Annotated in this window: 15 protein-coding genes and 3 pseudogenes; 5 read left to right on the forward strand and 13 right to left on the reverse strand. The window is 61.3% G+C overall.

Features of this window, described 5'->3' with window-relative positions; translation table 11 throughout:
• Positions 1-114: 114 nt before the first annotated feature.
• Positions 115-532: pseudogene (locus tag ACFVJ3_RS36725) on the reverse strand (transposase); the annotation flags it as partial.
• Between the two features lie 112 nt (positions 533-644).
• On the opposite strand from ACFVJ3_RS36725, the gene ACFVJ3_RS36730 reads away from it, so the two are divergent.
• Entirely contained in the window at positions 645-2261 is a 1617-nt protein-coding gene (locus ACFVJ3_RS36730) for an IS1634 family transposase (RefSeq protein ID WP_378456736.1), read from the forward strand.
• Between the two features lie 269 nt (positions 2262-2530).
• Here ACFVJ3_RS36730 and ACFVJ3_RS36735 read toward each other — a convergent pair whose 3' ends face one another.
• The 6 genes from ACFVJ3_RS36735 to ACFVJ3_RS36760 all read right to left on the reverse strand — a co-directional run bounded on the left by ACFVJ3_RS36735 (position 2531) and on the right by ACFVJ3_RS36760 (position 9926).
• On the reverse strand, positions 2531-2848 hold the full coding sequence (locus tag ACFVJ3_RS36735; RefSeq protein WP_378456737.1) for a site-specific integrase: 318 nt from the start codon (positions 2846-2848) through the stop codon (positions 2531-2533).
• A gap of 499 nt (positions 2849-3347) precedes the next feature.
• Complete coding sequence (locus ACFVJ3_RS36740; protein ID WP_378456738.1) at positions 3348-3968, reverse strand: TetR/AcrR family transcriptional regulator; 621 nt, start codon at positions 3966-3968, stop codon at positions 3348-3350.
• A gap of 8 nt (positions 3969-3976) precedes the next feature.
• A complete protein-coding gene (locus tag ACFVJ3_RS36745; RefSeq protein ID WP_378456739.1) occupies positions 3977-5134 on the reverse strand; it encodes an acyl-CoA dehydrogenase family protein in 1158 nt (385 codons plus the stop codon).
• Positions 5135-5517: 383 nt separating this feature from the next.
• Positions 5518-7080 carry a class I adenylate-forming enzyme family protein gene (locus ACFVJ3_RS36750; protein WP_378456740.1) on the reverse strand — a complete coding sequence of 521 codons (1563 nt, stop codon included), beginning with the start codon at positions 7078-7080 and terminating at the stop codon, positions 5518-5520.
• Between the two features lie 11 nt (positions 7081-7091).
• A complete protein-coding gene (locus ACFVJ3_RS36755) occupies positions 7092-8288 on the reverse strand; it encodes a thiolase family protein (protein WP_378456741.1) in 1197 nt (398 codons plus the stop codon).
• 54 nt (positions 8289-8342) lie between these two features.
• Entirely contained in the window at positions 8343-9926 is a 1584-nt protein-coding gene (locus ACFVJ3_RS36760; RefSeq protein ID WP_378456742.1) for an AMP-binding protein, read from the reverse strand.
• A gap of 710 nt (positions 9927-10636) precedes the next feature.
• Here ACFVJ3_RS36760 and ACFVJ3_RS36765 point away from each other — a divergent pair.
• Positions 10637-10853, forward strand: a pseudogene (locus ACFVJ3_RS36765) (IS1380 family transposase); the annotation flags it as partial.
• Between the two features lie 475 nt (positions 10854-11328).
• Here ACFVJ3_RS36765 and ACFVJ3_RS36770 read toward each other — a convergent pair.
• From ACFVJ3_RS36770 to ACFVJ3_RS36790, 5 genes are all read right to left on the reverse strand, one after another.
• Positions 11329-12249: an SDR family NAD(P)-dependent oxidoreductase gene (locus ACFVJ3_RS36770; protein WP_378456743.1), complete on the reverse strand. Its 921-nt coding sequence runs from the start codon at positions 12247-12249 to the stop codon at positions 11329-11331.
• Between the two features lie 228 nt (positions 12250-12477).
• Positions 12478-13686: a thiolase family protein gene (locus ACFVJ3_RS36775; RefSeq protein WP_378456744.1), complete on the reverse strand. Its 1209-nt coding sequence runs from the start codon at positions 13684-13686 to the stop codon at positions 12478-12480.
• Entirely contained in the window at positions 13683-14087 is a 405-nt protein-coding gene (locus ACFVJ3_RS36780; protein ID WP_378456745.1) for a Zn-ribbon domain-containing OB-fold protein, read from the reverse strand. The genes ACFVJ3_RS36775 and ACFVJ3_RS36780 overlap by 4 nt, the downstream gene beginning before the upstream one ends.
• A 128-nt stretch (positions 14088-14215) precedes the next feature.
• A complete protein-coding gene (locus ACFVJ3_RS36785) occupies positions 14216-14977 on the reverse strand; it encodes an SDR family NAD(P)-dependent oxidoreductase (protein WP_378456746.1) in 762 nt (253 codons plus the stop codon).
• A gap of 11 nt (positions 14978-14988) precedes the next feature.
• Positions 14989-15792 (reverse strand): enoyl-CoA hydratase/isomerase family protein, encoded by an 804-nt coding sequence (locus tag ACFVJ3_RS36790; RefSeq protein ID WP_378456747.1) that lies wholly within the window; start codon positions 15790-15792, stop codon positions 14989-14991.
• A 328-nt stretch (positions 15793-16120) separates the two neighbouring features.
• On the opposite strand from ACFVJ3_RS36790, the gene ACFVJ3_RS36795 reads away from it, so the two are divergent.
• The 3 genes and pseudogenes from ACFVJ3_RS36795 to ACFVJ3_RS36805 all read left to right on the forward strand — a co-directional run.
• Positions 16121-16345: a hypothetical protein gene (locus ACFVJ3_RS36795; RefSeq protein ID WP_378456748.1), complete on the forward strand. Its 225-nt coding sequence runs from the start codon at positions 16121-16123 to the stop codon at positions 16343-16345.
• Between the two features lie 425 nt (positions 16346-16770).
• Positions 16771-17964 (forward strand): MFS transporter, encoded by a 1194-nt coding sequence (locus ACFVJ3_RS36800; protein WP_378456749.1) that lies wholly within the window; start codon positions 16771-16773, stop codon positions 17962-17964.
• A 27-nt stretch (positions 17965-17991) separates the two neighbouring features.
• Positions 17992-18114: pseudogene (locus ACFVJ3_RS36805) on the forward strand (GTP pyrophosphokinase family protein); the annotation flags it as partial.
• Positions 18115-18220: 106 nt separating this feature from the next.
• On the opposite strand, the gene ACFVJ3_RS36810 reads toward ACFVJ3_RS36805, so the two are convergent.
• On the reverse strand, positions 18221-18577 hold the full coding sequence (locus ACFVJ3_RS36810) for a transposase (RefSeq protein WP_378456750.1): 357 nt from the start codon (positions 18575-18577) through the stop codon (positions 18221-18223).
• Between the last annotated feature and the right edge of the window lie 63 nt (positions 18578-18640).

Here is an 18640-nt window from a genome sequence, read left to right on the forward strand (position 1 = left end):
ACCACCCCCCGGATCATGCGTGAGACAGGGGCAACGAGTCATACCGGGTCTGGCGACCGTAGCCCTTCTGCGAAGGACCGTAAATAACGTAACGGGGTGTCCCTATGGTTCCTGTCAAGCCGCTGAGGGGAGTGGTGCCCGGTAGAGTTCCCTGTTTTTCAGCATGGCGTAGAGAACGTCGCAGCGGCGTCGGGCGAGGCAGATCAGGGCCGCGTTGTGCTTCTTCTTCTCGGCACGCTTTTTGTCGTAGTAGGCGCGACTGGTGGGGTCGTGGAGGGCGGAGAACGCGGACAGGAACAGCGCGCGTTTGAGCCTTTTGTTGCCGGAGCGGGCCGGGTGCTCACCACGGATCGAGGAGCCCGATTTTCGGGTGACCGGTGCGATGCCGGCGTAGGCCGCCAGATGGGCGGCGGAGGCGAATGCGGAGCCGCCGCCGACCTCGATCAGGATCCGGGCTGCAGCCGAAGAAACCGATGCCGGGCATCGAGGTCAGGACCCGGGAAAGAGGGTGTTCATCGAGCGCCCTCTCCACCTGAGTTGGCTCACGTTTCGGCCCTGAACGGGTACTCACGCCTGTGACCTGCTTGTTCGCATTCGGATCGGGCGGATTTCACGCACTAATCGCATCGGTTTAGGCTCGGCGGGTGGCGTTTGTCAGGAAGGTGCGCACCAAATCCGGGGCCACGGCCGTGCAGATCGCCCGATACGCAAACGGCCGGCAGGAGATCGTCACACATATCGGCTCCGCCCACACCGACATCGAACTCGGGATGCTCCTCGAACGCGCCCGGGCATGGCTCGAACCCGACCAGCAGGCTCTCGATCTGGATGTCACACCCCAGATCCCGGTCGAAAAACCCCTGCCCACCGGTCAGGAGGCACTGCTCGACCCCGCCGGGAAACCCGCGAGGATCGATGCGCCGGGACGTACCGAATCCACCGGATCGGTGCTGCTGCGTCAGGTGATGACCGACGTGTACGAGCAACTCGGCTTCGGAATCGTCGACGATGAGGTGTTCCGCGATCTGGTGAACGCCCGCATCGTCGAACCCGGTTCGAAACTCGACGCCGGCCGGGTCCTGCAGGACCTCGGCGCCGACCCGCCCAGCTACGCCACGATCAAACGCCACCTCAAGCAGGTCATCACCGGCGAGTACCGGGACAAGATCGCCGAGCAGTGCTTCGCCCACGCTGCCGAAACCGGCGGCCTGAGCCTTTTGCTCTACGATGTGACGACCTTGTACTTCGAAGCCGAAAAAGAGGATGACCTGCGCAAAGTCGGGTACTCGAAGGAACGTCGGGTCGACCCGCAGATCGTGGTGGGGTTGCTCGTCGACCGCACCGGCTTCCCCCTCGAAATCGGATGCTACGAAGGCAACGCCGCTGAAACCCACACGATTGTGCCGATCGTGCGCCAGTTCCAGGCCCGCCACGACCTCGAGGGCGTCGAGATGGTCGTGGCCGCCGACGCCGGGATGCTGTCGGCGGCGAATCTGGCGGCGTTGGATCGGGCGGGCCTGAAGTTCATCGTCGGGTCACGGGTGACGAAGGCGCCCGGTGATCTCTGTTCCCATTTCCATTGGAACGGTACAGTTTTCAAAGATGGGCAGATCATCGACACGATCACGCCGCGGCATGGTCGCTCCGTGGTGAACAACACCCGTAAACGCGCCGAACCCGTCTGGAATCAGGCGGAGCATCCGAATGCGTGGCGGGCGGTGTGGCAGTACTCGCGCAGTCGGGCGGCTCGTGACGAGAAGACCCTGAACGCGCAGGAGGCGCGGGCTCGTGCTGTGGTCGACGGTGACACCGTCCCGAAGTCGACACGGTTCGTCAAGGCGACCGCGAAGGGCCGACGGCTGGATACGGCCTCGCTGGAGCGGGCGCGGATGCTCGTGGGCTTGAAGGGCTATGTGACGAATCTTCCTGTGTCGGTGATTGATCCGGGTGAGGTGATCGGGAAGTATCACGAGTTGTGGCATGTGGAGCAGTCGTTTCGGATGTCGAAGACGCATCTGCGGGCGCGGCCGATCTTCCACCGGACCCGTGATGCGATCGAGGCGCACCTGACCGTGGTGTTCACGGCGTTGGCGGTCTCGCGGGTGGTGCAGGAACGTAGCGGATTCGCGATCGGGAAGGTCGTGAAACTGCTGAGACCACTACGGTCGGCGACCATCGCGATCAACGGGACTCGCCAAACGTTTCCACCCGACGTTGAGGCCGACACGCAGGCCCTGCTCGACCGGATTGTGGAGCCCTGAGTTCACGCACTAACGAAATGAGCCAACTCAGGCCATATATAGGTAATACACTCTCCGATCGCGTTTGCCCAGCTCAACACGCACGACGCGACACGAAAACTCGGCTACCTAGGAAACTCACGCTAGACCTACGCGAGTGGCCCGGGGAGAATTTCTGTCCCTGCCGAGGCTTGCCGGTGACCTCGTCGACCACCGAATGTCTACTCTCGGCCACGTTGCCACCTACAAGTGTTGTGCCGGAGACTTTTTCGCCACGCCTCAGCCAGTGTTCACGGCTTGGGTTTATCCGCAATCTCCATCCAACGTGCAAAATCACGGCCCTCCGTCGGAGCGGCTCTCTCCCATCCCACGTCGACCGCTGCCAGAAATCTCCACCACCGCAACAAGTCATGCCCGTACGATCGGATCGTCGCCGACGATCGGTCACACGCGTGAAGTGCCTCGAAAAATAGTGTCGCTGTATCGATTACCTCACCTGACGCATCGACCAACCTGTACGGCTCGCCTTCGGAACCTGTCGAAATCAACCGCCTCGAGTCGGGAACAACAAGCCCGGCAAGATCAGCTCGCCGCGTCTCGCCGCACACACTGAGGAAAGCATCAGCACGACCTCCGACCTGCAATGATGCGAAACGCTAGTTCAGTTAATACGCCACAGCTCAGCGGTCGGCGGGGGCGCTCAGTGTCGCGAGCACCGGCCGAACCGACTCCCCTGCACTCAACGGGCTCATCTTTCGAGTGTGACCAACACAGGGGTGTTCGGGTTTTCACATGCAGCGCAACGGTTTCTGGCCTCGTTCAGTGGTATCTCCGCCCACCCCGCCACCTGATCCACCACCGATTCCAGGTGTGGAATCAGGTCCTCGAACAGCCCGTCGCTTCCTGGCCGACCGTTCCGCATGATGCCCTGCTGCACCCGAAAACTGCTCTACCACAACAACTTGGCAACGCCATCGGGGATGGCGGGTTACCGCGGTCAAGACCGCGTTGCGCGAGGCGGCCCGGCAGCAAACCGACGCGCGCACACCACCCACATCCCAGCTCGGCCGAGGCTGGAACGTCGTGCTGTGGATGGTGTGCGCATTCTCAACCGACTGCGCTCGATGCCGAGACCGGGAGGTTCCGCACAACCAGCTGTCCGTGCAGTACTGTTTCCACAAGCCGGTCAGCAATCTCCTCCGGCGACAGAGCTCCGTCGGGTCGCAGCCAAACCCAACTGTAATTGAAGGCGCCTAGAATTCCTTTGACCGTAATGGAATCCGCACTTCGAAAGACGCCCTCTTCGACACCCTGCTCGAGGATTCGGCTCCACACGTCTTCCCAGCGCTTCCGGATGAGGCTTAGCGACACCCGGCGCTCGCCGGTCAGTGCTGCCTCCTCTCGGAAGTACAGGGTGACTTCCGGAAGATGGTCGGCGATCACGCGCATCTGCTGGCGACCGAGACGCCGCAACTTCGCTTCTGCCGGTAGTTCCGCCTTCACCAACGCTTCGCCGTAGACCAATGCCTCCTCCACGTGGAGTTTGACGATCTCGTAGAGAAGCTCCTCTTTGCTGCCGATATGGTAGTACAACGCTCCTTTGCCGACGCCCGTTGCCTCGGCCAGCTCAGCCACTCCGGTGGCCGCGAAGCCTCGCGCCGCAAACAGCTCCGCCGCAATTCGGAAAATACGTTGTTTTGTCGTCTCTCCGACTTGATCGTCGCTCACAGGACTCCTTACTCCAGTTCGCGCGCGCGACGATCGTGATTGGAGAGGACTTCGCGCGCGATCACAAGCTGCTGGATTGTGGGCGTTCCCTCTTCGAGCCAGTTCAGACGCGCGTCGCGGTACAACCTCTCGATTCCGTGTTTGCGAGTGTAGCCGATACCACCGTGAACCAGCAGCGCACGATCTGTCACGCGGCCTACGGCCTCAAGTCCGAACAGCTTGCAGATGCTGGCCTCCATGGGGATTCGTTGGCCTGCATCATACTTCGCCGCAGCATCGTCGAGCATCAACCGGAGCGCGTGGATGTCGACGGCCATCTCGGCAAGGTAACGCTGCACAGCTTGGCGGCTGGCAATCGGCTTGCCAAACGTTACGCGGCCCAGGGCATGGTCGGTCGCCAGTTCGAGGGAACGCTCGGCAGTGCCGAGAGACGAGGCCGCGACGAAGACACGGCTGATTTCGAGTGCCCGCTCCATGCCTTCGCTGCCGGTCCCTTCCTCTCCAAGAAGGTTCTTGCGCGGCACGCGCGCGCCGTCGAAGTGGAGTATCCCATGCTCACCGCCCTTACATCCCATCGTCTCCGGAAGCGCATCGATGGTGAGCCCCGGAGTGTCACGCTCGACCAGAATGGTGCTCAGCGAGCGTGCTCCCCCATCTTGGTCGGTCTTCGCGAAGACGATGAAGTGGCTGGCGAAGTCCGAGTTCGTGATCAGCCACTTTTGCCCGTCTAGAACATACTGGTCTCCATCGTGTCGCGCGACCGTTCCTGTATCGAGCCCAGTGCCGTGTTCGGGCTCGGTCAATCCAAAGGCGACCGACGCCTCTCCTCGTGTGAGGCGCGGGAGTACCTCGTCCCGCTGACGCTGGTCAGCGAGTTCCCAGAATGCGTGCCCGATGGAGTTGTGGACGTGGATCATGGCGCGAATGCCACCGTGCACCTTGGCGAGCTCCGCAATGATGGGAAGATACTGCGCCACAGTCAGGCCCGAGCCGCCGAACTCCTCCGGGATCATCCAACCGAACGCGCCCATTTCGTTGAGCTTCGGCCACAGCGCCTCGCGCGGGATGCGCTCTTCGTCCTCTATCTGATGTTCGTACGGCGCGAGATCGCGCCACATAGCGGTGGTCGTCTTGAGCCGAAATTCTTCATACGTTGCCGCGTCCATAATCTTTTCCCTTCAACGGTGATCGGTCGGTACAATTCCGTTTATTGATGTTTCAAAAAATTAAAAGAGCGATCCGACTGTGGCTGTAAGAGTTGCCAATATGCGGAGCACGTAAGGCATGAAGCGCACGTAAGGCCTGTATTTTACAGCCCATTTCGTCGTCCAGCCCATTTGGTGCACCGAAACCCGAATGGCTAAGTGGCAGTATGAACCGCCCGCATGCAACCAACTACTCCAAGGGTAGTACTGAGTTTGTACTGACCGTACAGTACAACGACCGAAATTGAAGCACTCTACTGATCGACGTGAGTTGCGCACGGACTTCGCTGCTTACCGCGAGGCCGAAAGTTCCATGACCTCACCCCCACTCCGCCAGACGCCATTTATCCGCCGATGCTCCGCTCGTGGCCGATCCAGTGGGATTGCCGCAGAGCCCTGCGCATTATTTTCCCGGACCCGGTCTTGGGGAGTTCTCGGACGAATTCCACCGCGCGTGGTTTCTTGTAGTTCGCGAGCCGCTGGCGGCACGCCTCGAGGACGGTTTCAGAATCAAGGCTCTGTCCCTCGCGCACGACGACCACGGCCATTACGGCCTCGCCCCAGATTTCGTCCGGCACTCCGACCACCGCTACCTCCTGAACCTCGGGCAACGTTGCGATCGCGTTCTCGACCTCGGTCGGGTAGACGTTGTATCCACCCGTGATGATCGTGTCGCGTTTGCGATCGACAATATAGAGGTAACCGTCCTCGTCCAGACGCCCTAGGTCACCAGTCTCGGTCCAGCCATCGGCGTCGATCATTTCCGCGGTTTGTTCCGGCTGGTTCCAGTATCCGCGCATCACCGTATCGCCGCGCACCGCGATCTCACCTACCTCGCCGGCCGGAAGACCCCCACCGTCAGCGCCACGGATCTGTAACTCGACGAACGGATGGACCCTGCCAGCCGACGACAGTCGGGGTGGAGGGGGGCCGTTCAGATCGAAACTATGGTCGCGGGGAGACAGGGCGGCCAGCGGCATCGGAGCCTCCGACAGCCCAAAGAACTGCACGAAAACATCCCCGAACACCTTTACCGCACGTGCAAGCCGATCAGGCGCGATCGCCGAGCCGCCGTACACGATCGCTCTCAGGCTGGAAAGGTCGTACTCGCCCTCCTCTGCTTCCGGCAAAAGCATGTTCAACATCGTCGGCACCAGTGGCACGACCGTAACGCGATGACGCTCGATCGCGTCAAGGACAGCTCGCGGGTCGAAGGTCTCGTGAACGAGGTGCGCGGCGCCCCGGGCGCTGTAGGTCGGTTCGACATAGCCACTGAAGTGGCTTAGCGGCGCAACGTGCAGGACGACGTCATCGGTCTCTACCGACGGCAGCTCGGTCAACGAGTTTCGGATCATCGCCGCCCAGTTGGCGTGGGTGAGCATTGCCCCCTTCGGTCGGCCGGTGGTGCCAGACGTGTAGAGCAGCGCGCAGAGATCCTGCGGGCTTGGCAAAACAGGCGGTGGCTCCGGGTCGCCGCTCAGCACGAGCTCGTCGAACGTGATAGCACCGGGTACCTTATCGCCGAACACCACGACGGCGGTGAGAGATCGCAGTTCCGAGCGGAAGGACAGCACGGACTCGGCCCAGTCCGGCGATACAACGGCAATACGCGCGCCGGAATCGTCCAAGATGTGGCGGATCTCCTCGGCATGCAGCTTCGTGCTCGGCGTGACCCGGACGAACCCGCCGACGAAAGCGGCGTGGGAGGCCTCGATGAACCCGGGGCCGTTCGGGCTTATGATCGCGATCCGGTCGCCGGCGGCGAGTCCGAGTGCACGGAGACCGTTGACTGCGCGATGGACTCTGTCACCGATTTCGGCGTAGGTGCGGTGTGCAAATCCGTCAACCAGCATCGGGCGGGCGGCGAAGCGCCCGTAGCTCGTCTCAAGGATTGAGGCAACGGTCACGCGCGACGATGTCATCGCTGTCCACTGCCGTTCTCTGCACTCAGGATGGTCACAGTAGCGACCGCCTGATCGGTTGACAGGAATCCCCCGGCGTTCTCCGCGAGAGCGAGGCGTGCCCCTCCGACCTGTCGTTTGCCGGCGCGGCCACGCAGTTGGTCGACCAGTTCGACCAGTTGGGCACAGCCAGTCGCACCTACCGGGTGGCCCTTACTGAGTAAGCCGCCGCTCGGGTTCACCGGAACTCGTCCGCCAAGGGCTGTCGCGCCGGAGGCGAGCAGTGCAGGTCCCTCCCCGTGGCCGCACAGCCCGAGCTCCTCATAGATTTGAAGCTCAGCGGGCGCAGCGGCGTCGTGTACCTCGACGACGTCGAGGTCCTCCGGCCCGACGCCGGCTTCCTCGTAGGCGGCGCGGGCGGCGCGCACTACCGCGGCCTCTCCAGAGTCGCGGCCGGTCACAAGTGCTGTTGCCCGCACCCGGACGCCCCCGTGAGCGGCCTTGTCGGCCGCGGATACGACCAACGCTGCAGCGCCGTCACCGATAGGCGAACACATCAGTAGGGTGAGCGGACCACTGATCGCCCTACTGCCCAGTACCTCGTCCACCGTGACCTCATTGCGATACTGAGCGTGCGGGTTCAGGCTCCCATGGTGGTGATTCTTGACGACTATCTTGGCGAAGTCACGCGCCGTCGCGCCGCTCAGGTCCATGTACTGGCCCGCCAGCCGTGCGTAGATGTCCATGAATAGGGAGCCCGAGCCCGGATCGGCGCCGTTGTAAACGAAACGGTCGAGATCCTCGCGCCGTTCGAGGTCGACGCCGGTCAACAGCGCTTCGAACGGCCGCCGGCGGTCCTTGTGGGCCAGCTTCTCGGCGCCCACCACCAGCGCATGGTCGCAGCGACCTGACGCGACGGCCATACAGGCGAGATGGAAGGCTGACGATCCTGATGCACACGCGTTCTCAACATTGACCATTGGAATTCCGAGAAGTCCGGTCTCGCGCAGCGCGACCTGCCCCCGGATCATCTCCTGACCCGTGATGACTCCGGCGGCCGCATTCGCGAAGAAGACCATTCCCACGTCCTCGACGCTTAGTTCCGTATCGGCTAGCGCGCTCGAAACGGCCGTCGCCGCGATTTCCTTGAGACTGCGCTCGGGAGACTTTCCGAATGGCGTCATCGCCGCTCCGGTAATTAGAACTTCACTCATGGGTCGTCTCCTCAGTCGAGCTTCGATTCGTCGAACTGGTCACCACGGATTTGATCATCGTGTCAACCGAATGTCGGCCGACTCACGATCCCAGGCACCGTTCGGTAGCAGTTCGTCGCGCAGCTGGTACTTCGCGATCTTGTCAGTCGGCGTCTTGGGCATGGATTCCCGCACGTAGAGGAATCGGGGCACCATGAAAAAGGCCATATTGTCGTCACAGTGCTTAATGAGCGCCTCCGGGTCGAACGCGGCGCCCTCGGCCAGCACGATGTGCACCAAGATGTCCTGGTCCCCTTTCGCGAGTCCGGAATCGATGCCAAGGGCGGCCGATTCGAGCACGCTCGGATGAGCGTTTATCACGCTCTCGACCTCGTAAGAGGACACCATCTCACCTCGTCGGCGCATACTGTCCTTCTTGCGATCGGCGAAGTAGAAGAAGCCGTCGTCGTCTCGATAACCGAGATCTCCCAGGTGGAACCAGCCGTTGCGCATACTCTCGAACGACTGCTGCGGTTTATTGAGATACTCCAGAGGAAGGATCCATGGCTCCTTGGGTCGGGCGACCATCTCGCCTATCTGACCGTTGGGCAACTCGAGGTCATTATCATCGAAGACCGCAACCTCATAACGTGGGCTGGCCAGGCCACACGAGCCGGACGGCGGTGTTATACCCGGAGGAGTGTAGGTGAACATGCCTGCCTCGCCACCGCCCCAGACCTCTGTGATGCGCGCGCCGAATCGCTGCTCGAATTCGTCGGCGATCGTCGACGATGCGATGTGCACGCGCCGTACCTTATGTGCGCGGTCGTAAGGCGATGGGGGCTGCTTGAGCAATATGAAGGCAAGCGAAAACAGAATATGACCGTGCGTAGCGCCATGCTCACCTGCCTCGCGCCAATAGCGTGACGCCGAGAACCGAGGCGCCACAACGATCGTCCCGCCCGCCAGCAATACGGGGAGAATGCCGAGCGTTGTTCCGATCGGGTGGAAGAACGGGAATGGCGCATAGAGTGTGTCACCCCGCCCGAATTCGTTCGCGTGCATCCAGCTCTCGGCAATGACGAGCCTGTGATGATGGCACGCCAGCGCACCCTTGGAAGGCCCGGTCGTGCCCGACGTGTAAACGATCGCCTCGGGCGTCCAGGGCATGGCTGCGGGCCGGTTCTCTAGACGCTCTCCTGCGATCGCAATCGAGGCGAAATCGACAATCTCGACGGCCTCGCCATGGGCGTTCCGGGCGCCGGCGAAGGCTCCCCCGTCATCTCCCACCATCGCGATGCGGCGTACGCGGGTCAGCTCGGGTACAAGGGCCGCAATCCGACCGGCGTACTCGCTCTCCAGGACCAGCGTCTCGGCTCCCGAATCGTTGACGACGTATGTGAGAACGTCTCCCTTGTGGTGAACATTGATCGGTACGTGGACGGCGCCCAGCTTTGTAGTCGCGAACCAGGTCAGCACAAACTCGACCCGATTGGAGAGCATCATGCAGACCCGGTCGCCGAGTCCGACGCCAAGCCGACGCAAGCCCATCGCGAGCGCATCGACCCGCTCATTGAACTCGCCGTACGAAACGGACTCACCACTGTCGGTGAATACTAGGAACGGGCGGTCCTCGAGTTCGATGGCCTGGTGTTCCAAGATGGAGCTAATATCACGCGATTCATAAGGCTCAGAAAGCGAATTGCTTAGCCTAAACATATCGTGTCCTCTCTCAGTGAATCGACAGAGCTGTCGACCACTTGGGGCTCGCGCCTGACAGTTAGAAGTACTTGGGCCACTCTGACGAGGTGCCGGCCGATCCTCAGTCCACACTATCGACTGACCGGTACAATGGCAAGAACTTTTCGCGGTAGACACCGCTTGTTCATCGACAGATACATGCAGGCGAATCGTCGACATTCGGTCGAAATTGCAGCTACATGTGTGGGCAAATAGACTCATATACAGGCCTTTTTGGTCGAAACAACCCGCTTGAGTCCGCCGGATTCACCCATCCCAACTACGTAATGTCTACAAATCTAACTATGTACCGTTCGGTCGCTAAAGCGCATCGAGGATGCTAAGACCAATGGGCGACATTCACACCGTGGAGGAGGGTCGAGGAGGCGTTCGCCAACCTCGACCCGACGGAAGGCTGTCGAACCGAGAGGTCTCCCGGCCATGGCAACTGGATCGTAAGTCTCGGGCCACTTCGATCAGCTGCGCCAACAAAGTCGTTCTCGTGATCGGCGGCACTTGCGGAATCGGCCGCGCGATCACCCTGGCTGACGCCGAGGCGACCGTTGTCGTCGCGCGCTCGGCCGCATCGACGTACTGGTAGCCAATGCAGGTGTGTTAATCCGTACTTGTGGCTCGTCGGCGCGGTCACGGCCTTCAATCTCACCCGGGACGCCGAGACACTGACAGGTAACCCAGCGCTGGCGAAAGCGAGGACCGACAATATCCGCCGAACGGTGGTCTCGGCCCGGCGCGGATTGCCGACTCCGCCCGAAACCGGCGCTGCATCTGCCGATAGACTGGCCGTGGGAGAAACCGTGGATGATGTTGTTCCAGAGCGTGTTCGGGATAAGACTGCGAATCATGGCGCGAACGCCCTCGACTCTGCCCGTCGACAACGCGAAAGAGCCAGTGGAGCAGTCCGACACGGGGTCGGTGATTGTCCATGCTAACCCGCGCTATATTCCCTGCAAGGGCATTCACGCCAACTGGATCAATTCACCGGCGCATTCAAAGTAAAAGAGTCCGGGTATTGGCTACTGATTGCGCTCCGAGACCGCGGAGAGATACACCACGAAGGGTGTGAGCCGTACGGTCAACCGCAGGCCATCCGCTCGGTATTGCAGCGCCAACATGGAGCGCTGGGTCGCATTCGAAGATGCTGCCGAGCAGATCGCCCACTACGCGCGCCTAAGCGAAACACTGTACGGCCAGTCGTGAGCACCTGCACAAATGGCCACGCGTGCAGGCGCCCACCTGCGGCTACTCTGATCGCTTCCCATTCTTACCTGCCAGCCTGTCGGCACCAAGCATCTCGTCGACACTAGCGGGCCGAGGCCATGCCCCCGTCGATGGCAAACGTCTGACCCGTGACGTAACTGGAACGGTCCGAGATGAGAAACTCGACCATTCCTGCGATCTCCTCTGCTCGACCGAATCTCCCCATAGGAGTCTTCTTCAAGATCGACGAACTCAGTTGTTCGTGTTCACGAAGACCTGACGTCAGATCAGTTTCAATGTAGCCGGGTGCCACGCCGTTGACACGCACCCCCCGACTCGCCCAGTCAACCGCTAAGGTTTGGGTCATCGAGTCGAGTCCACCCTTGGAAGCGACATATGGCATGCCTCGCTCGGTTCCCATGCGAGCTGTCACGGACGAGATCGAGACGACACTTCCGAACCCCTGCTTGAGCATCTGCTGAGCCACAGCTTGAACGGCGAAGAAGATGCCACGCAGGTTGACGTCCATGATCTCATCCCACATTGCAGGAGTGAGGTCCTCGGGCCGAACGAAATAGGGGTTAATGCCCGCATTGGCAACCACCCCGTCGACGCACCCAAATGTAGATACGACGTCGGCCACGAGGCTCCGTGAGGCCTCCGGATCGCGGACGTCGAGCGCTCTGCCGGTGACGCAGCCGCCGCATCTGCCTGCTTCCGATACGACGTCCTCGGTTGCTGCCTCGGAGCGGCCGGTCACGATGACATTCCCTCCCGCTTCAGCCAGCGCGAGCGTTGTAGCGCGACCGATTCCGCGGGTGCCGCCAATGACGAGTACGACTTTTCCAGCACACCCTCCGGGGACACCAGCGACACGGTCGGCCATTTCCGGCGTCGTTGGAGGGCGCTCGCTCTGGCCGGCAGAAGTCCACCTGCAGTCAGACATAAATTGGTCCTTTCGAGGGAATGAGCTCGGCCCGCTCACACGCATGACACCATGCTCGGGACTTACATTGCTCGACATGAGCGGAGTCCTCGGTACATAGTTATGTACCGATCAAACGGTAAATTGGTCGTCTCAGACCAGCGGATCTGAACAACTTGACAATGCTGCGGATTGTCCCACGCGTGACTTCTCACTTGGTTCAACAGCTGCCGCTTCGACCATGGTTTCTTTCGTGTCCGCGAAAGTAATCGCGTCGGGGAGGACTGGCCCGTGATTACGGCAAGGCGGGGTGCGTGAGTCGATCGCCTAATTCGGCTGTGTGGAGAGAACTGTGACGGTGTTGTACGCCAGAGGGCCACCTTGATTCTGGATGATTCCCAATCGGCAGTCGGGAACCTGCAGGCCGAGTGCCTCTCCTCGCATCTGGCGCGCCACCTCGATCATCGTGTCCATTCCGCACGAGACCCCAGCTTGGCCGAACGACAACCACCCGCCGTTGGTGTTGAACGGCAAGTCTCCGCCTACGTCGGTGCGCCCCTCGTCGAAGAGGCGCAGGCCCTCGCCCTTTGCGGCGAAGCCAAGGTCTTCCAGGAGAATGGGCGCCATGGCCGTGAAGTTGACGCCTGCTCCGACCACGTCAACGTCGTTCGGTGAGATTCCAGCCATTTCGTAGGCTTGTGCTGCTGCCGCGGCGCAACTCGTCGTGGTGAGGGTTGCAGGCATATTGGCGCGTGACTCGAGTTGTTCCGAGAACGTCTCACTGACCTGCGCTTCCCCCACCCCAAGGATGTACAGCGGATTCTCGGTCAGATCGCGCGCCCGCTCACCAGAGGTCACAACGAAAGATCCCGCCGTACCGAATTTCGGACCCCACAGGGCACAATCCCACAGACGGTAGGGAGAGGCGATCTCGCGGGAGGAAAGAACGTCCTCCGCCGTGATCTGACCCTTGCTGGCCTTTGCGGCGTAGGGGTGATGGACGGCCCAGTTCTGCGCGTGAACGGCGACTTGCGCCAGCTGTTCGGAGGTTGCGCCGAACTCGTACATGTATCGGCGAGCGATCATCGCGTACAGCGCGGGCATGGTTGGACCAAACGGCTGCTCAAAATCGACGTGTGTGTCCTCCATCGGCGCTTCCTCAAGCATCCGAACAAGCCCAGGCGTGTCGGCGTGGACACAGATCACGTATTCCGTGACGCCACTCAGGATGAGAGAGGCCGCATGCTTGAGCATCGCATTCGCTCCAGCAGCGTGCGAAGTGATCTCAGTGCTCACGCGCGTCGGAAGGTGGAGATAGCTCGACAGTTTGCTGTTCCACTGCTGTGGACGTCCTTCGCCGAAAGGGGAACGACCTGTCAGCAGCGCTTGGTCGGTGACATCGGCCTTTGTCAGCCCAGCATCTTTTGTCGCAGCGATAATCGCCTCGGCGGCCAGGTGCGTGGGCAGGTTGTCCCGGCCTTCCTCGCCGTAGATGTCGCCGAAACCCGCGATCGCGACTGTTCCGTTCAAGTTCACCGAGTGCCTCCAACTGACTTCTTGCGCTTGTGGGCCACCAATGGGACGTCTCCATCGCCGGCGATGACTTCGACTTGATCGCCGATCTGGACGGTGTCAACCTCGTCCTCAGCGATATGAACCATGACCCAGAAGCCCTCGCCCAATTCGATCGACGCGATGGTGTACGGCACCCGTTCCGCCCAAGCCGGGGTGGGGGCAACATGAACGGCCGTAAACGTATAGACCGTTCCGGTACGGGCTGATTCAAGCCAATTGAGCGATGTGCCCCAACATTCAGGACAAAGATGGCGAGGACGCCAGACGACAGCCTCGCAGTCCGCGCACTGTTGATAGAGCAGTTTGCCGGAGGCGAGGCCCTCAAGATACTTTGCTGTCTCGGACGAATCTGATTCAGTCATCGGACTGCCTCGCTTACGTTTGATCCGGTCATCTCGGACCCTTCTGTTGGCTGAATGTTCGTTGTCCGGCACGCATCTCCTCATGCTGTCGATGATTGGTCCACCGCGCCGGGGGATGCCCGTGTGTGTTAGCGAGCCGCCATCCTGAGGGCGCCATCGATTCTGATGACCTCGCCATTGAGCATGGGGTTCTCAACGATATGAATCACGAGACTCCCGAACTCCGAGGGCGATCCGAGCCGGCGAGGGTGTGGAACATTCGAGGCCAACGCCTCGCGGACGGACTCTGGCATCTTCGAGACCATTGGGGTCTCGAAGATGCCCGGAGCGATGGACACGCAGCGGATCAGCCTGCTCGCCAGGTCCCGGGCGACCGGAAGCGTCATGGACGCAACCCCGCCCTTGGATGAGGCGTAAGCTGCCTGTCCGATCTGACCATCGAATGCGGCGCCGGAGGCGGTGTTGATGATGACACCGCGCTCACCGTCTTCAGGCTCGCTCTCCGCCATCCGTGCAGCTGCGAGCCGAAGGACGTTGAAGGTGCCAACGAGGTTCACGTTGATGACCTGCGCGAATCGTTCCAAGTCATGTGGAGTGGTCCCGTCGAGCACGCGTCCCGGCGTCGCCACGCCGGCGCCATTGACGACAATGTTCAGCCGTGCCCAACGGTCAGAGGCAGCATCGACTGCCTTCTGTACGTCAGCTGCGTCGGTGACGCTGCCCTGAATTGCGATGGCCTCCGTACCGATTTCACGCGCGACCTGGTCGACGCCTTCGTCGCGATCGAACAGCGCAACCTTGGCGCCGCGAGCCGCGAGCGACATCGCAGTCGCCCGCCCCAGCCCGGACGCTCCGCCGGTGATGAGTGCAACCTTGTCATGAAGATCCACAATTTCCTCCCTTAACAGCCTTTGAAGAGTGGTCCGCGCTTTTCCGAGAACGCTGCTAGCCCTTCGGCCATGTCGTACGAATGGCGGTGTAGTTCGCTCAGGGCTTGCTCGGCGCGGAGGGCAACAGGCAGCGATGTTTCGCCGGCATCGTTGACGAGTTGCTTGGTCCGACGGAGTGCGATGGGGCTCTTGGCAGCGAGTGTTTCTACAAGCGCGTCGACCGCGAGGTCCAGTTCGGCGTCGGGCACAACCTGATTCACCAGCCCAGCGTTCAGCATTTCCCTTGCCTGGACCAGGGAGCCCGTGAAGAGCAGATGCTTGGCTCGGGTGATGCCGATCTTGCGTGAGAGGCGTACTGAACCACCGGCGCCCGGCAACAGACCGTAGTTCGCATGACCGTCTCCGATCTTGGCGGACTCGGCTGCAATCACGAGGTCACAGCACAGCAGGAGCTCGAGGCCTCCTGCCACGGCGAACCCGTTCACGGCCGCGACGACGGGTTTCGGGAACTGCTCCAGCCGGTCGAAGACGTCGCCCACCCGTTGAAGGAACGCGGAAAAGTCTGGCTGACGTCCGTCGCCGTCCCCCTGCAGATACTTCAAATCAGCACCACTACAGAAGGCGCGACCATCACCAGTCACCACCAGGGCGTGAATGCCAGCTTCGCCTGCCGCGACGTCCATGGCCTGATGCAAGCCTTCCGCGACGCTCGGGTTCAGACCGTTGAGGGCTTCGGCTCGATCAAGACGCGCCCAGAGGGCATGTCCTCGGCGCTCAATTCGCACGCAGTCCTGCCGCGTTGGTGCCTGTGTCATCAGTTTGGTCTCCTCAACGCCATCTCTCATATGGACACCCCAATTGTACTGACTGACCAGTACACAGGCAAGGGCCGGAAGATCCCCGGGTCTGAGTATGTCGCGTAAAGATATTGACTCTGCACCGATCGGTAGGCCCCCTGCCGGGGTTAGCTGATGCGGCCGCGATCGTAATTTGCGAAGCTCGACCTAGACTAGCTAGGGCATGTCTCCCAATGATTCGGGGTGTTATGCGACAACAACATGTTTGCGGTGACAGCGGCGATAGATCGATATCAGGAGTTGACCGACGTTTTGCAAGTGATGCTCGCGTAGTACCGATTTCGAATTGGCAATTGTGCCCGAAGCTGAACTTGCGCAAAGTTTTTCATTGCCGGATCGGCAGGTCGATGCCGTCGATACCGTCGGCGCCGGCGCACATCGCTACGATCAGCGTCGTCAGTTTCGTTGCGGAATCTGCCGCTCCGGAGACGATCTTCCGCGTGGCGATCGAAAATTCGTCGGCGAGCAGATGGATAGCGCCCCCATGGAGTGGTGTACTTCGGATCGGTGAACCATCGGGTTTGTGATCAGCCTGTGAGCTGTCTGATTTGTCGTGTGAGAACCCAATCTTCTCAGCTCAGGTAGACACTTTCTTCGGTTCGACACTCCGCTACATGGAAATTCCATCAGTAGAGTATCGAGGCTAACGCCTCGATACTCTACGAATGTTTCAGCAGCCCTTGCGCCTGTACTGATCGGTCAGTACTGTGATCTGGGTTACTGGCACTCAAGGGTCGGTCAGCTCGCTAGAACTGCGATGAAGTCGCGAACCGGTGCCGGTACCCCCACTACTGATCGATCTCCACCTTCTTTAGCACCGACCTACAGCCACGATAGAAGGAGTCCAGCGTGTTCGATTCGGAATCGACAAGGACCTCACGGGCGGGTTCGCGCCCGTATCAGATTGCGACCGTGTTATTTTGCATGTTCTTGAACATGCTGGACGGCTATGACCTTCTCGTGATGGGTTTTGCGATGCCCCATCTGCCCGAAGGTTTCGCTACCAGCACTCAGAAGGGGTATCTGATCAGCGCCGCGCTCGCCGGTATGGCGGTGGGTGCGATCGGCATCGGCCGCCTCGCAGATACCATCGGTCGACGACGCGTTCTGCTGATCGGTCTAGCCGTCAACACGGTCGGACTGGCGGCGTCGGCGCTATCGACCAGTTTCGAGACGCTCCTCGTGACGCGTTTCCTCACAGGCATCGCCATCGGAACCATCACCGTCGTCATTGTCGTCCTGTGCCAGGAAATCGTCCCGCCCAATCGGCGAAGTTTAGCGCTCGGACTGGTCATGGTCGGTAACCCGCTCGGCACGATGCTCGCCGGCTTCGCGGGCGCAGGACTGGTGTCCATGGCGGGCGGGGCATGGCAAGGCATGTTCTGGATTGGGTCGGCACTCGGGGTCCTGTCGTTCGTCGTGACCGCGGCCTTCCTTCGGGAGTCGGAAGAATTTTTTGCGCGGAAGGACCCGAAGGCAGTGGCCGATCCGACAGACGCCGCGCCGCAGGAAGCGATCCGCCTGTTTGGCAGTGAACTGCGATCTCGCACCGTGTTCCTGGTGTTCGGTTACACGATGCTCACCGCCGCGTACTACTTTGTCGGCAGCTGGACGCCGCAGCTGATCACGGACGCCAGTGGTGACGCGGAAAGCGGTGCTCTCGCAGGGATCATGATCGGTTTCGGCGCGGTTGTCGGGGCAAGCTTGTTCGGCGCCTTCGGGTTGCGGTTCCGTGGTGCGCGGATCGCTTTCGTGTCGTCTTTCGTGGCCGCGGTGGCGATCGCGGCGTTCGCGGTCACACTCCAGGGCCCGTTCGCACTGGCCATGGCCGGCCTGCTCGGTGGCGGTACGTTCGCGGCGATGGCCGGATACACCTCGACGTCGACGAGCGTATATCCGGTACTCGCGCGCGCCAAAGGGTACGGCACGATGTTGGGGGTCGCGCGCGGTGGGGGTATCCTGGCGCCGATTCTGGCGGGATACGCACTCAGCGTGATGACACCTCGCACAATGTACCTCGCGGTCGTCGTGCCTCTCATCCTCGCGGCCCTCGCAGCGATAGCTCTCACGCGCATCACCCGTGCTGTAGAGGCCGAGGTGTCACCGATGAAGACGCCGATGAAGACGTAGCGGGCACTGTCATCCCTGTAGGAGCGTGAGTCGAGGCTGAAGTCGGCCGACAGCGTCCTGGGCAAGGCCGCCCGCAAGGGTATTCCGCTCACTCTCGACTCCATCCGCGGCAACATCCACGACATCGCCGGAATCCGGATCACCTGCAGCTGAGGTTCACCCCAAACGTAGTATCCGGAGGTCGACACGCCCAGCAGACGCGCCATCCGGCTGACGCCGGTGTCGGCGCACTCTGCAGCCATCAGCTCGAAACGCTCTACTTCTGATGGTTCGCCGCAAAGTACGCATGGATATGCTGGTGATCCGCACGACCCGCCTCGAGGTCTCCGACTGCTTTTTTCAAGAAGCTGATGTCCTTTTCCTGCTCGACGACCTGCTTGCGCAGGCGGGTGAGTTCGTCGCGCTCGGCCGGGGTCAACGGCGTGTCCCCCTGGGCGGCGGCGGCCTCGGTGCGGCGGCGTTCGTCGGCGACCCACGACCCGAGCAGGCTCTCATTCAGGCCGAGATCACGGGCGACGGAGGCAATGGTCCGACCCGAATCGATCACTCGATGGGCCGCCTCGACCTTGTACTCGGTCGTATATGACCGACGGGTACGGGACATGGTGAACATCCTTCCAGCGAGACCATCGGTCCCGCTATCTCGGTGTCCACTATTCGGGGTGAACCCCACTGC

This window comes from Rhodococcus sp. NPDC127593 (genome assembly GCF_042671975.1).
In the GTDB taxonomy this organism is placed as follows: Bacteria; Actinomycetota; Actinomycetes; order Mycobacteriales; family Mycobacteriaceae; genus Rhodococcus_F.